Origin of the sequence: Pelagibius litoralis, assembly GCF_011683915.1 — a bacterium.
Classification (GTDB): domain Bacteria; phylum Pseudomonadota; class Alphaproteobacteria; order Kiloniellales; family Kiloniellaceae; genus Pelagibius; species Pelagibius litoralis.
The window spans coordinates 152,572-167,082 of sequence record NZ_JAAQPH010000010.1; the positions used below are offsets into that span (position 1 = coordinate 152,572).

The 14,511-nt window shown below is 63.0% G+C and carries 11 protein-coding genes; 9 read left to right on the forward strand and 2 right to left on the reverse strand.

Annotated features, from left to right (window positions below; all coding sequences use genetic code 11):
* Positions 1–23: 23 nt before the first annotated feature.
* Positions 24–1,592, reverse strand: coding sequence for an inorganic phosphate transporter (locus tag HBA54_RS14465; RefSeq protein WP_167225759.1), 1,569 nt, complete (start codon positions 1,590–1,592; stop codon positions 24–26).
* Between the two features lie 316 nt (positions 1,593–1,908).
* On the opposite strand from HBA54_RS14465, the gene HBA54_RS14470 reads away from it, so the two are divergent.
* The 9 genes from HBA54_RS14470 (at position 1,909) to HBA54_RS14510 (ending at position 13,252) form a co-directional block, all read left to right on the forward strand.
* Positions 1,909–2,697, forward strand: a complete 789-nt coding sequence (locus HBA54_RS14470; protein ID WP_167225761.1) for a FadR/GntR family transcriptional regulator — start codon at positions 1,909–1,911, stop codon at positions 2,695–2,697.
* Positions 2,694–3,881, forward strand: a complete 1,188-nt coding sequence (locus HBA54_RS14475) for a PLP-dependent transferase (RefSeq protein ID WP_205944654.1) — start codon at positions 2,694–2,696, stop codon at positions 3,879–3,881. The genes HBA54_RS14470 and HBA54_RS14475 overlap by 4 nt, the downstream gene beginning before the upstream one ends.
* A gap of 25 nt (positions 3,882–3,906) precedes the next feature.
* Positions 3,907–5,166: an ABC transporter substrate-binding protein gene (locus tag HBA54_RS14480; protein ID WP_167225763.1), complete on the forward strand. Its 1,260-nt coding sequence runs from the start codon at positions 3,907–3,909 to the stop codon at positions 5,164–5,166.
* Positions 5,163–6,107: a carbohydrate ABC transporter permease gene (locus HBA54_RS14485; RefSeq protein ID WP_322096041.1), complete on the forward strand. Its 945-nt coding sequence runs from the start codon at positions 5,163–5,165 to the stop codon at positions 6,105–6,107. The genes HBA54_RS14480 and HBA54_RS14485 overlap by 4 nt, the downstream gene beginning before the upstream one ends.
* A 10-nt stretch (positions 6,108–6,117) precedes the next feature.
* Positions 6,118–6,957, forward strand: coding sequence for a carbohydrate ABC transporter permease (locus HBA54_RS14490; protein ID WP_167225768.1), 840 nt, complete (start codon positions 6,118–6,120; stop codon positions 6,955–6,957).
* Positions 6,958–6,980: 23 nt separating this feature from the next.
* Positions 6,981–8,060, forward strand: coding sequence for an ABC transporter ATP-binding protein (locus HBA54_RS14495; protein WP_167225770.1), 1,080 nt, complete (start codon positions 6,981–6,983; stop codon positions 8,058–8,060).
* 147 nt (positions 8,061–8,207) lie between these two features.
* Positions 8,208–12,020 (forward strand): ATP-binding protein, encoded by a 3,813-nt coding sequence (locus HBA54_RS14500; protein WP_167225772.1) that lies wholly within the window; start codon positions 8,208–8,210, stop codon positions 12,018–12,020.
* Positions 11,998–12,723 carry a response regulator gene (locus tag HBA54_RS14505; protein ID WP_167225774.1) on the forward strand — a complete coding sequence of 242 codons (726 nt, stop codon included), beginning with the start codon at positions 11,998–12,000 and terminating at the stop codon, positions 12,721–12,723. Before HBA54_RS14500 ends, HBA54_RS14505 begins: the two co-directional genes overlap by 23 nt.
* 103 nt (positions 12,724–12,826) lie before the next feature.
* Positions 12,827–13,252: a hypothetical protein gene (locus HBA54_RS14510; RefSeq protein WP_167225776.1), complete on the forward strand. Its 426-nt coding sequence runs from the start codon at positions 12,827–12,829 to the stop codon at positions 13,250–13,252.
* A gap of 209 nt (positions 13,253–13,461) precedes the next feature.
* Here the strand turns inward: HBA54_RS14510 and HBA54_RS14515 are convergent, their stop codons facing one another.
* Positions 13,462–14,496 carry a Gfo/Idh/MocA family oxidoreductase gene (locus HBA54_RS14515; RefSeq protein ID WP_167225778.1) on the reverse strand — a complete coding sequence of 345 codons (1,035 nt, stop codon included), beginning with the start codon at positions 14,494–14,496 and terminating at the stop codon, positions 13,462–13,464.
* Between the last annotated feature and the right edge of the window lie 15 nt (positions 14,497–14,511).

The following is a 14,511-nucleotide window of genomic DNA, read 5'->3' on the forward strand; positions in this document are numbered from 1 at the left end:
CTGGACCAGGGAGATGGGCTCGATCATGGCAGCATCACACCCCTGATCATGAAAAAGATCATGGCGCCCAGCACGCCGGCGACCGGCACCGTTATCACCCAGGCACTGGCGATCCGCAGGAGCAGCGAGCGCTTCACCAGTTCCAGGTTATGGATTTTGCCCAGGTCCTTCCGCTCCCTTTTGTGCAGCAGAGCAGGACCCGCCTGTTGCTTCAGCGCCCGCAGCATCGCGTCCTTTTCTTCAACGGTCGCTGCCTCAAAGCGTGTCAGGAAATCGTTCACGGCCTCCGGGGCGTTCGCCTGGTGATGCGCCTTGATTTCCTCAATCTTGCGCGAATAGCTGACCTTCAGGTACTCGCGCAGGAAGCCGACACCGAAGACGCCGCCCACGGCGATGTGCGTGGAGCTGACCGGCAGGCCGAGCTGGGAGGCGATGATAACGGTGATCGCCGCGGCCAGCGCGATACAAAAGGCGCGGGTCTTGTCGAGTTCCGTGATCTCGGTGCCGACCGTGCGGATGAGCTTTGGACCGTAGAGGGCGAGCCCCAGAGAGATTCCGATGGCACCGACCAGCATGACCCAGATCGGGATCCGGGCCTTCTCGATGATTCCGCCGGAAACCACCGCATCGTTGATCCCCGCCAGCGGACCGACGGCATTGGCGACGTCATTGGCGCCATGCGCGAAACTCAGAAGAGCGGCGGCAAAGATCAGCGGGATCGTGAACATATCGTTGACGCCTTCCTTGCTGTTGGGCAGCGAGGGAACAAGGCGTACGACATGGACGCGCATGAGCAAATAGAAGACAGCCGCAATACCGAGGCCCAGCGCTGCCGCCGTGAGAAAGTCGAGTTTCCAGACGCGTGTCAGTCCCTTGAGCACCAGATAGGTGGTGAAGGACCAGGCCATGATCCCGATCAGCAGGGGCACCATCCGCCGGGCGGCCGCCAGTACATCGGCCTGATAGGTGATACTGCGCTTGATGACATAGAGGAAGGCAGCCGCGATGATCCCGCCGAGAACGGGAGAGACAACCCAGGAGGCGGCGATCTTGCCGACCTCGGCCCAATCGGCGATCCCCCAGCCGCCGGCCGCGATCCCCGCGCCCAGCACGCCGCCGACGATGGAGTGCGTGGTGGAAACCGGTGCGCCGACGGCGGTTGCGAGGTTCAGCCAAAGCGCCGCTGCGAGCAGGCCGCCCATCATCAGCCAGATGAAGGTGTCGGTGTCGGCGATGAGTGCCGGATCGATAATGCCTTTTTTGATGGTGCCCACCACATCGCCCCCCGCGATAAGGGCGCCACAGGCCTCAAAGATCGCAGCGATAAAAATGGCGCCGGTCAGGGTTATGGCTTTCGAACCGACAGCCGGGCCGACGTTGTTGGCAACATCGTTGGCGCCGATGTTGAGCGCCATGTAGCCACCGATCATGGCCGCTATGACAAGCAGGGTTCCATGCGTGCCGCCCTCGTGACGCGACACGGCGAACAACATCACCCCGACAATGAACAGAAGCGCCGAACCGAAGCGGAAGAGCTCTCCGCGATTAACGAGAAGGGCTTTCTCGAGCTTGTTGACGTTGACGATACTCATGGATGTCGTGCCTCCGCAGGCTTCCGACTGCGGCGGAGCCACTTCAGGGATGCCAGGAACTGTCGCGAACGTAATAATTCCGTAACAAAAATGAAATGAGATGGATCAATCCCCGGCTGTGGCCGTTTCCGGCCCCACACCCGGCAGGATGCCCGTCGTATTTATACCCGCCGTATCCGCGCACGCCCGACACCATGCTTCAACGCCCTAAGCCGCCTTCACCTCCGGCAGATCGTCATATCGGGACTTGATGGCGGGCAACTTTTCCTTCAATCTGTCTGACAGCCTGACTGCCTGCTATTAGGATCTGATCTGAATGGAAAAGCAGATACCGCCGGCCTCTACCGGCTCCGGGCGTAGCGCCCAGGCCGACGATGCCGCCGGGCACCTGCGCCCGCTGGAAAGCCGCACCCGCGACATGGACGTGCTGGACGCCCTGGCGGACATGATCGCCAAGGCAGGGCTGAAGGTCGGCGACCGCCTGCCCTCCGAACTGGTGCTGGCACAGCGCCTGGCGGTCGGGCGCTCGACCATTCGCGAAGCGCTGAAATCCTGGCAAAGCCTGGGCTTGGTCACCAAGCGGACAGGCTCGGGCAGCTATCTCGCCGCTGACGTCTCTCCCGGCTCTTTCCATATACCCCTGACCATAAAGCTGGAGGGCGAGAGCCTGTTGCGGACACATCAAGTGCGCCGCGCCCTGGAAGTCGCGGTGACGCGGGAGGCAGCCTGCAATGCGACCGACGCTCAGCGCGCCGAAATTCGCGCCCGCTACGAGCACCTGATGGCGGTCTTCCACAGCGGCGAGCATTGGTATGCGGCCGACCATGCTTTCCATCGCGCCATCTACGATGCCTCCAGCAACCCGCTGTTCGGCGAGGTCATCCAGCAGGTGCAGTCGGCATTCCACCGGATCTATACCGAACCCTTCGGCACCACTGCCATCGGCGCAGCATCTTTGGCGCTGCATGGTGCGCTCTGCGACGCAATTTGCGATGGCGACGCCGAACGCGCCGTCGAACAGATCAACATCATTCTCGATGAGACCGAGAAGGACGTGCGCAGAATTCTGGCTACGGGGGTTCTTGATGCGGGGCGGCCCAAGTGAAACAGGATCCCGGCGGCAATCTGGCGGGCAGGTCCGCAAATCTGGCGCGCGAAACCACGCTCGCCGAACCCTATGGCGGTGCTTTCGCTTCGGCGCCGCCGCCGATCGTGCAGGCCTCGCTGTTCATGTTCGACAGCTACGAGCAGCTCGAGGCGCGCTTTACCGGCGAGTCGGATCGCGCGGTCTACAGCCGCGTCGACAATCCGACGGTGCGCGAGTTCGAACGCCTGATGGCCCGGATCGAGGGCGCCGACGTCTCGGCGGCTTTTGCCTCCGGCATGGCCGCGGTTACCGCAGCGGTGTTCTCGCAGGTCCGCCCCGGCGACCGGATCGCCTGCGTGCGCGGCGTCTATCCCGACACCTACCGCCTCTTCGAACGGGTCATGAAACCCTTTGGGGTCGCGGTAAGCTATCATCCGGTCGAGGCCTTCGAGAACGATCCGGAATTGCTGCGCGGCGTCCGGCTCGCCTACCTGGAAAGCCCGGTCTCGATCACCTTCGACCTGCTCGACCTCGATAAGACGGTCGCCCATGCACGGCGCCACGGCGCGGTCACGGCAATCGACAACTCCTGGGCCACGCCGATCCATCAGCGGCCCATCGCCCATGGCGTGGACCTGGTGATCCACTCGGCCTCGAAATACATTTCCGGACACTCCGATGTGGTTGCCGGCGTGGTCTCCGGCAGCGCCGCTGCCATGCAGCCGGTCATCGATACCCAGGTGCCGCTGTTCGGCGCCAAGATGGCGCCCCTCGATGCCTGGCTGCTGATCCGCGGCCTGCGCACACTGGACGCGAGGATGGAGCGCCACGCGCGCAGCACCGAAACCCTGGTCGCACGGCTTGAGGACCATCCCCTGGTCGACCGGGTTCATTTTGCCCGCGCCGGCGCGGTGCGCTCGCTGAAGGGCAACTCGGGGCTCTTTTCGATTGAACTGAATGCCGCGGTTTCCGTGCGGGCCTTCTGCAATGCACTGACGCTGTTCCGGCTGAGCGTCAGCTGGGGCGGCTTTGAGAGCCTCGTCTTCCCGGCGGCGATCGGCAAGGTGCAGAAAGCGGAAGGCAATTCAATGGCTGAATTCGGCGTCCCCGACAATCTCGTGCGACTGAGTATCGGGCTTGAGAACGCTGAGGATCTGTGGAGCGACCTGGTGTCGGCCCTGCAGCAAGGAGCCGCGGCATAGCGGCACTCATCAAGGGAGGTGAAACATGAAAAAACTTCTTCTGGCCGCGGCCTTTGGCACTCTCTGCGCCACAGCGCCGGCAATGGCCGAAACCAAACTGAAGCTGGTCGAGGTGATCACCAGCCCCGAGCGGACCGAAACACTGAAGGGAATCGTCGCCGGCTATGAAGCGGCCAACCCCGGCGTTTCCGTCGAGATCGTCTCTTTGCCCTGGGGACAGGCCTTCGAGAAGCTGGCGACCATGGTCTCCGGCGGCGACATCCCCGATGTGGTGGAGATGCCGGACCGCTGGATGGCGCTCTATGCGGGTTCGGATCAGCTCGTGAACCTGGAATCCCGCCTCGCCGGCTGGAACGGGACGTCGGCTTTGACCGACAAGACCCTGGCCATGGGGCGCCTGGTCGACGGCAATGCCTACATGATCCCCTACGGCTTCTATCTGCGCGCCATGTTCTACAACAAGAAGCTGTTCGCCGAAGCCGGCGTCTCTGCGCCGCCGAAAACCATGGATGAATTCATGGAGGTTTCGCGCAAGGTCTCGGCGTTGGACGGCAAGTACGGCTACTGCCTGCGGGGCGGGCCGGGCGGCCTGAACGGCTGGATCATGATGGCCGCGGCGATGAACGGCACCAACCAGTTCTTCACCGAAGACGGCAAGAGCCGGATCAACGAGCCGGGCTCGGTCGCCGGCATCCAGTTCCTGCTCGATATCTATCAAAAAGGCTATGCACCGAAGGACTCGGTGAACTGGGGCTTCAACGAGATCGTCGCCGGCTTCTACTCCGGCACCTGTGCCATGCTGGATCAGGATCCCGACGCGCTGATCGCCATTGCCGAGCGGATGGACGCCGCCGACTTCGCCGTGGCGCCGATGCCCATCGGCCCCGACGGCAAGGCCTTTCCGACCATCGGCTATGCCGGCTGGTCGATCTTCAAGGCGACCGAGCACGAAGACGAGGCCTGGGCGCTGGTCGCGCAGTTGTCGAGCCCCGAGGCCAACCTCGCCTGGGCCAAGCGGGTCGGCGTGATCCCGATCCACAAGGGCGCCGATCAGGACCCCTACTTCAGCAGCGAGCAGTTTTCGGGCTGGTTCACCGAACTGAACAACGCCGAATATGAACCGACGGTCATGCCGACCTACCTGACCAAGTTCGCCTATTTCGCCGACGTCAAAGCGCTGGAAACCAGCCAGGAGGCTCTGCTCGGCCAACGTTCGGCCCAGGACATCGCCGACGAATGGGCGGCCTTCCTGACCGACGAGTACAGCAAATGGAAAGGCAGGTGACAGCGGCCGCCGGCCGCGCCGCCCCGGGAACCCCACAGAGGACTTCCCGGGGGCGGCGCCTCACCTTGCTGAAGGTGGCGGCGGAACCCTATCTCTACCTGAGCCCGGCGCTGATCCTGCTGTCGCTGGTGATGTTCGTACCCCTGGTGATCGGCATCGGCTATGCCTTCCAGAAGCTGTCGCTGACCGATCCTTTCGACCGCGGCTGGGCCGGGCTCGACAATTTTCGCACCCTCGCCGGCGACCGGCATTTCTGGCGCGCCCTGACCAACACGCTCTGGTGGACAATGGGCTCCCTTTTCTTCCAGTTCTTCCTGGGTCTCGGACTGGCGCTGCTGCTGAACCGCCGGTTTGCCGGCCGCCGCCTCGTGCAGGCGCTGGTCTTCCTGCCCTGGGCGGTGCCGACCTTCCTCTCCGGCCTTACCTGGGCCTGGCTGTTCAATCCGTTGATCGGCCCGCTGCCGCACTGGATGGCCGCCCTGGGCATCCTCTCCGAGCCTTACAACATCCTGGCCGACCCCGACATCGCCATGTGGGGACCGATCGCCGCCAATGTGTGGTTCGGCATCCCGTTCTTCGCCATCACCCTGCTGGCGGCGCTGCAGTCGATCCCCAAGGAGCTTTACGAAGCCGCGGCGATGGACGGCGCGACCGCCTGGCAGATGTTCACCAAGATCACCCTGTCGTTTCTGGCGCCGATGATCGCGATCACGGTGCTGCTGCGCACGATCTGGATCGCCAACTTCGCCGACCTGATTTTCGTCATGACCGGCGGCGGCCCGGCGAACTCGACCCAGATCGTCGCCTCCTACATCTTCACCACCGCGTTCCGGCGGCTCGATTTCGGCTATGCCTCGGCCATCGCCATCGTGCTGCTGGCACTGCTGTTGGCCTATGCGCTGGTCCTGCTGTCGATGCGCGCCCGGCTGGTCAGGGTTTGAGGGGCCGGCGATGAACCAGGCTTTTTCCCGACGTGCCGCCAGCACAGGGCGCAGTCTTGCACTCGCCGGCTATGTGCTCTTCGCCCTGTTCCCGCTGTTCTGGCTGCTGAAGATCGCGGTGACGCCCGGTAAACTGCTCTACACCGAAGGCACCGCTCTCTGGCCGAGCCGGACGACCTGGGAGAACTTCGAGACCGTGCTGTTCTTCTCGGACTTCGTCGCCTATTTCGCCAACAGCCTGATTGTTTCTTTGGGCACCGCCGTGGCGGTCACGCTGATCGCCGCCGCGACGGGCTACGCTTTCTCGCGCTTTCACTTCCGCGGCAAGCGGCTGGTCATGTTCGTCATGCTGCTGACCCAGATGTTTCCGCTGCTGATGATCATCGCGCCGATCTACCGCATCATGGGCGGCCTGGGTCTCCTCAATACGCTTGAGAGCCTGATCATCGTCTATACCGCCTTCAATATTCCCTTTGCGGCCTTCCTGATGCAGTCCTTCTTCGATGGCATCCCCAAAGACCTGGAGGAAGCCGCCATGATCGACGGCTGCACCCGCTTCCAGGCCCTGCGCCGCGTCGTCGTGCCGCTGACGCTGCCCGGTCTGGCGGCAACCCTGGGCTTCGTATTCACCGCCGCCTGGTCGGAGCTGCTCTTCGCACTGATGCTGATCAACTCCAACGACGCGATGACCTTTCCCGTCGGGCTGCTCACCTTCGTCTCCAAGTTCTCCGTGGACTGGGGGCAGATGATGGCTGCCGGCGTGCTGGCGCTGATCCCGAGCTGTCTGTTCTTCATCTTCATCCAACGCTTCCTCGTGCAGGGGCTAACCGCCGGCGCCGTGAAGGGCTGACCGGCAGAACCGGGGGGACTCTCTTGGCCGAAATCGAACTGCGAAACATTGCGAAAAGCTATGGCGATGTCGAGGTTCTGCGCGACGTGAACCTGACCTTCGACGACGGTGAGTTCGTCGTTCTGGTCGGGCCCTCCGGCTGCGGCAAGTCGACCTTGCTGCGCATGATCGCCGGCCTCGAATCGATCACCGGCGGCGAGATCGCAATCGGCGGCGCGGTGGTCAACGACCGCCCGCCGCGCGACCGCGACATCGCCATGGTTTTCCAGTCCTACGCCCTCTATCCGCATATGAACGTCGCGCGCAATATGGGTTTCAGTCTGGAGATCCGTAAGGAGGACAAGGCGCTGATCCGCGAGCGGGTCGCCTTGGCTGCACGAACCCTGGGGCTTTCCGACCTGCTTGAGCGCCTGCCCAAGGAACTCTCGGGCGGCCAGCGCCAACGCGTCGCCATGGGCCGGGCCATCGTGCGCGACCCGGAGGCCTTCCTCTTCGACGAACCCCTGTCCAACCTGGACGCTGCGCTGCGGGTGGAAATGCGCATAGAGATCGCCCGGCTGCACCAGGAACTGCAGGCGACCATGGTCTACGTCACCCATGACCAGGTCGAAGCCCTGACCCTCGCCGACCGTATCGTGGTGATGAACCGGGGCCGTATCGAGCAGGTCGGCACGCCCCTTGAGCTTTATGAGAGCCCGGCCAACCTCTTCGTCGCCACCTTCATCGGCTCGCCGAAGATGAACGTGGTCGACTGCACCGCCGATGAACGGGGGGTGCATCTGCCCGGCGGCGGGATCTTCTGCCCCGAAGCCTGGTCACCCGACTTCCGGCCGGCCCGCCTGGGCGTCCGGCCCGAGCATATCGACCTGACCGCCGGTGGTCAGGGCGACTGCTGCGGCTGGGCGGAGGTGGTCGAGCGGCTCGGCTCCGACACCTTTGTCTATGTGAATGTGGACGACTGGGGCGGCATGGTCGCCCGCCAGTCGGGCAACGCGCCGATAAATCCCGGCGACCGCGTCGGTCTGCACTTCGATCCGGCGCAGGCGCGCCTGTTCGACAACGCCGGCACGGCACTCTATGCATCCGAAACGAACCGAGCCTGACCCCGCCCCCTGGCGTGGCTGCGGATCATTCGCTCCACAAGAAAAAGCTAAACAAAGTTGCGTATTTACCTAGTTAATACAATTAGTACTTGTTTAGCGAATTTCTTGTAGATGGGGAGACCAAGCTAAAGAGGTCTCGTCCAGGTTATGATCCAAGCGGTACCAAAGTCAGCGGCTCTCGGCCTCGTTGCCCTGGCGCAGCTCATCATCTTCGCCTTCATCGGATTTATTTCCTACGAACGCACGCTGGACGAAGAAAGAGATCACTTGGCCGTTGACGCGCGGGCCACCGCCGAGCAGATCGCCCAGGCCATGCGCCAGGTCGAGATCGAACTGGCGCATCTGGTGAAAGAGGTCGAACGTCACGGCCTGCGCGTGGACGAATACAGTAACGCCGCCCTGAGCGCCTTAACCGGCGTCACCAGCGCCTCACCCTACATCGGCGGCGCGGGATTTGCCGATGCCGGCGGTACGGTCAGAGTGCTGGTGCTCTCCGAAAACCAAAAGGTGGTCAGCGGTCCGTTGATCCTGGATCGCGCCTACTTCACCGTTCAGCGGGACAATAAAGCAGAGGGGATCTATCTGAGCGATCCGGTCCTGGGCCGCATCGAAAACAAGTGGATCCTGATCGCTTCGCGCCGCCTGTCGGCGCCGGACGGGACCTTCCTCGGGATCACCATGGTCTCGGTCAATCCTGACTATTTCGCCAGCGCCTTTGCCCTTGAGCGTGATCGACCGATCAGACGCCGGGTGGTCACCAACAAAGGTGCCGTCATCGCAACGGCAGGCCGCCTGGAAGGCGATCCCGCCACCGCCCCCTCCGACCAGCCGATACAGATCGCGCCGGAACAGATCGCGCAGGAAGGGTTCTTCTGGGCCGAGTCCGAGAGTAGCGCAGACACCCTGACGGCCGTTGCCCCGGTACCCGGCTGGCCGCTGGTCGCTACCGCCAGCATGAGCAGCAGCGAGGTCTTTGCGGACCTCTGGACCGACCTTATCGGCCTGGGGCTGGTGCTGACCGCATCGCTGGGCGCCCTCCTGGCCCTCGTCATCAACTTCTATCGCCATCAACAGCTCGGCAGCGAGCACGAGCGTCGCTTCAAATCCCTGATCGAGGATGCCAACGACGGTGTGGTCATTCACGACGTCGGCATGGTCCTCTTCGCCAACGACGCAACGGCTCAGATTCTGGGACTGAGCCATGGCTCGGAAATGCGCGGCCGCACGCTGACGGATTTTATCCCCGAAGAGATGCACAGCGAGGCGCGTACGCGGTGGCGTGCGGTCAAGGAAAGCGGTCAACCAACGACAGAGCGGCGCGCACCCGGGCATCGTGTCGACGGCAAGACCATCTATATGGACGTCACCTCGCAACAGATTGAGTGGGGCGACAAGCTCGCCATCCGGTCTTCTCTCGTCGAAGTAACTGAGCAGGTCCTGCTGGCCAAGCGGGATGAGCGCCGTACCGCGATTCTGGCCGCGGTGAACGATGCCCATTCGATCTACCTCAACCAGACGCGCAATCGCGGCGCCTTTGAAGAGCTTCTCGAGAAGATCCTTGGCCTCAGCGGCTCGGTCTATGGCTTGATCGCCGAAAAGGTAGAAGAGGAAGAAGGCAAGCCCTTCCTGCGCAGCCTGGCCATCTCCGATATCTCCTGGGACGAGGAAACCCGCCGCTGGTACGAAAGCGCCGCCTCGGGCGGCATGGAGTTCCGCAACATCGACAACCTGCGGGGCGAACCGCTTCGTAACGGCAAGATTCTGATCGCCAACGACCCCAGAAAACATCCGGCCTCGACCGGCGTGCCCTGCGGACATCTGGCGATGGACAACCTGATGATCCTGCCGCTGACCCTGGAAGACGAGATTCTCGGCGAGGTGGCGCTCGCCAATCGCCCGGGCGGCTTCGACGAAGCGCTGGCCGAGGAGCTTGGCCCGATCGTTCAGGCGATCACCAGGATTGTCTCGGACTATCGCTCCGCGCGGCTGCGCGAAGCAGCCGAGCAGGCCTCGCGGTCGAAGTCGGCTTTCCTGGCCCATATGAGCCACGAACTGCGCACTCCGCTGGCCGGTGTTATCGCAAACCTCGAGCTTCTGAGCGACACCACCCTGGAGCGTGAGCAGGCCGATCTCGTGGAGGCGTCGATGGGCGCCGGCAAGGGGCTTCTCGGGGTCATCGGCAACACCCTGGATTTCTCCAAGATCGAAGCCGACGAGTTGATGCTCGATATGATCGAGTTCGATCCCGGGACAATGGTGGAGAACGTCCAGTCGATTTTCTCCGGCGCCGCCCAGGATAAGGGGCTCACCGTCACCACCGTCGTCGACGCCCTGGTTCCCAGGAAGGTCATCGCCGACGAGCTGCGTTTGCGCCAGGTTATCGCCAACCTGGTCGGAAACAGCATCAAGTTCACCGACAGCGGCCGTATCGTCATCTCTTTATCGGCCCAGCGAATCAACGACGGACGCGCCCAACTCTGCATCTCGGTCGACGACACCGGTATCGGCTTCGATCCGGAAAAAGCCGAGAACCTGTTCAAGCCCTATGGTCAGGAAACCAGTGCGACCGCCCGCTCCTTCGGCGGCACCGGCCTTGGCCTCACCATCGCCCAACGTCTCATTGAGCTTCATGACGGCGAAATCAATTGCTATGCGGAGCCGGGCAAAGGCAGCAGTTTTCTGGCATCGTTCCCGGTTCCCGTGGTGGAATGGGGCGCAACGGATGTCCGGCCTATGGCTGACCAGAATGTTACCTTGCTGTTCCCTGCCGGCGGACTTCCCGACGACGTTATCCCATCGCTGCAAGCGGCCGGCGCCGTGGTGCATAATGCAACTCAGGTCGAGGCCCTGCTGCCCATCTTGTCCGAGCGGACCGAGCGGCAACGAACCCTGCTGTTGGACTGGAAAGCCCTGGACCCTGAACAACAGGACATGGTTGCCTGTGCCGATAATGGTTTCGATCAGACATTCGCGGCAACCACCAACTGCAATCCGAACGGTCGGCGCCAGGCCCTGTTCTTCAACGAAATCAAGCTGATCGCCAAGCCCCTCTGCGCCATCAACATCTCACATGCGATCCACGGCAACGAGGCCACCCGCTCCGCAAGGCGGGCCGATCAGGCGCAATCAGGTCAAACCGGCTACCAGGTCTTCGAACCCGGCCAGGCGCCCCGAATTCTGGTGGTCGAAGACCAGCCGATGAACCAGCTCGTCCTGAAGCGCCAGTTGCGCCGCCTCGGGATCGACTGCGATCTGGCGGAAAACGGCCGCGAAGCTTTGACCCTGCTGGAAGACAGCGAATACGACATTGTCATTACCGACTGCTCCATGCCTGTCATGGACGGCTTCGAGTTCAGCATGGCGCTACGCGCGCTGGAAGCGGCGGGCCGGCCGCGCAGCGCCATCATCGCCCTGACCGCCAACGCTGTGACCGGCGATGCGCAGCGCTGCTACGACGCCGGGATGGATGCCTATCTTTCCAAGCCCGTCGGCCTCTCCGAACTGTCCACGGCTCTGGAGCAATGGTGGCACCCCTCCATGAGGCAGGCCGAAACCAAGCCTGTAGAACCGGCGCCGCTGCAGGAGCCGCAGGACGCGCCACCCATCGACCGGGCAGGCATCGCCGAACTGATCGGCGACGATGACGCCGAGACGATCGACGCGTTGATCCTGGACTTCTTCGAAAACTGGCAGACCTCGCTCTCCGCTCTGCACGGCCCACTGCAGCAGGGCGATACCGCGGCCCTTTGCAAGGCGGCACATGCGGCCAAGGGGACCGCACGCTACGGCATGGCGGCGATCCTGGCCGACACCTGCGAATCTTTGGAGAAACTGACCGCCGGCGAGGAACTGCAGGGTGCCGACAAACTCATCGAAGCCCTGGAAACGGAAACCGGCCGCTTGAAGGCCTACCTGGGAAAAGCTGGATTGATCCGCGATGATGAACGCCAAAGCGCCTAAGAGCATTCTGATCGCCGACGATCAGGAGTTCGTCCGCACCCTGATGGTGAGGATGCTGCAGCAATTGAAGTACGAGACGCGCGCAGTCAAAGACGGCCAGGAAGCCCTCCTGGCCCTGAAGTTCATGACCGGCGCCCTGATCCTGGATCAGCAGATGGACGGGCTGACAGGCCTGGAAATCCTGCAGCAGGTCAGAACCGGCAAGACGAGCCTCAGCCGCGATTTTCCGGTCCTGATCATCACCGGCAACGCAGACGCCGACGTGGTCCGCCAGGCCAGCGCCCTCGACGTCAGCGGGCTGCTCGGCAAGCCGGTATCAAAAGCGCAGTTGAGCGAACGCCTTACCGCGGCGATGGAACGCAAGATCAAACTGAGGAGCCCCGAGGAATACGACGTCATCAAGGTTGCAAAAGCGCCCGTCAAAGACATTGAATCAGTGAGCGCCCATACCTTGATGGTGAAGCAACAAGACCGGCCGGGATCATCCTCAAGCAGTGGCGATTCACCGCGCAGAATACGCACGAACGTTCACTACAAAGACGCCCAACCAGGTATGACCATCGCCGAGAACCTGGTTTCAGAGAACGGCAAGCTGCTTCTTGGCGCGGGAACCGAGCTGACCGAGGACATGATCGGGCGCCTGGCCTTAAAATGCGAGACCGATCCAAGCCTGCGATTCCTCTCGGTTTTTCTCGCACCCTGATCGGCGAGGCGCGGCTGAACCGAAAGCCGCCGAGCAACGACCTACCGGAGCATGGCTGCAGCACTCTTGCAGAGCCGAAGTCATCCCGGATATAGGAAGTGCCATGAAAAAACCCCTCACGCTTTTCCTCCTCGTCACGCTGCTGCCGGCCGCCGCCTGGGCGCAGGACGGTCCGCCGGCTGGGTATTTCGCCGGCGAGTACGAGGTGGTCGGCCGCACACCGGGCCCCGACGGCACAGCGCTGCTCGACTTGCTGCGCATTCAGGCAGAGGGCGACCGCCTCGTCATAAAGGCCTGCCGTTCCGGCGAGGGCCACTTGTCGCCCAACCCCTCGCCGAGCGAAACCGCAGCGCCCTTGATCGGTACCCTCGGCTCCTGGTCTCTGAGCTGTCACTTCATGGGCGACAGCGACAACTACCCCAGGCTCAGCTGCTATGCGGTGACCGACGACGCGATGGAGGTGCCGGGGCTGCTGAACTTCTGGCCCGCCCGCTGGGAACCACCGGCCCACGCGCAAAATTGCCAGTGAACCGCCACCCATCGCCTGCAGGCAACTTTCCCGAAAGTAACTTGCACCGCTTGCAGACAGGATCTGTCTAAGGCCCATGCAGACCTTCGCGCCTATCACCGGTCGGATATCCTGACGTTCGCTAGATCGGATCAGCGTACAGGGCTGGGGCCGATTCCCAAGGCGCCCACCAATCCCTAAACATCGTTCACTCACACGTTGGCGTTCTTTCAGGGGGTAACCCGCCTGCCTGCCTCGCTTGATTCCCGGATCGCTTCGATAATCCGGATGGTATCGCGGGCTTCCTCCGCCAGCACCGGCGGCGGGCCACCGTTCTCGATGGCCTGACGCAGCAGGGCATAGAACTGTTGGTGGGCGCCGGGGATGCTGGGCTCGAAGCGGCTGCTCCCCTGCTCTCCATCAAAAGTCGTCACCCTGGCCCAGCGGTCCTGCGGCTCGATGCCATAGCCCTCGTCCAGGGGGGTCATTCCGCCGCGCAGTTGGTCTTCCTGAATATCCATGAAGCGCTTCATGTAGGACCCCCGGGTGCCGTGAACGGCATAGCGGGTCGAATGATCCGGCGCGTAGTAATTGCCGAAGAGGTCGATGCGCAGCGCGCCCTTGCCCATGCGGGTGTGGAAGCCATCGGCAATCGCACCGCCGCTGCGCTGGATGACCAGATCGCCTTCCACCCAGTCCGGCAAGCCAAAGAGCTGCAGCGCCTGATCAATCAGATGGGCGCCCAGATCATAGTGGATGCCGACGCCCGGGGCCGGCCTTTCCTGCCAGCGGTCGGCAACCTCGCCTTTGTAGAATTCAAAATGCGCGCGATAGCTTTTGATCTCACCCAATTCGCCGGCTTCGATCAGTTTACGCAGCGTCAGGAAATCGGAGTCCCAGCGCCGGTTCTGAAAACAAGTGGCGATCCGCCCGGCCTTGGCCGCCGCGGCAATGACCTGATCGGCCTCCGCAACGCTGGGGGTGAAAGGCTTATCCGATACGACATGCTTGCCGGCTGCCAGGGCCTCCAGCATCAGCGCCGGATGGGTCGGGCTCGGCGTTGCCAGCACCACGAGATCGATCGACGTATCGGCGAAAAGCGCCGCCGGTGTCGGGTGCACGGTGACGCCGGGATGATCGGCCAGAACCTTGGCGCTGTCGGAAGAGGCGACCGCCGCCAGTTCGATTTCAGCCGCTGGAAACAGCGGCGCGTGGAACGTCTTGCCGGCCAGGCCGTAGCCGACCAATCCAACCCTCAATGCCATAAAACCCTCTTGTCT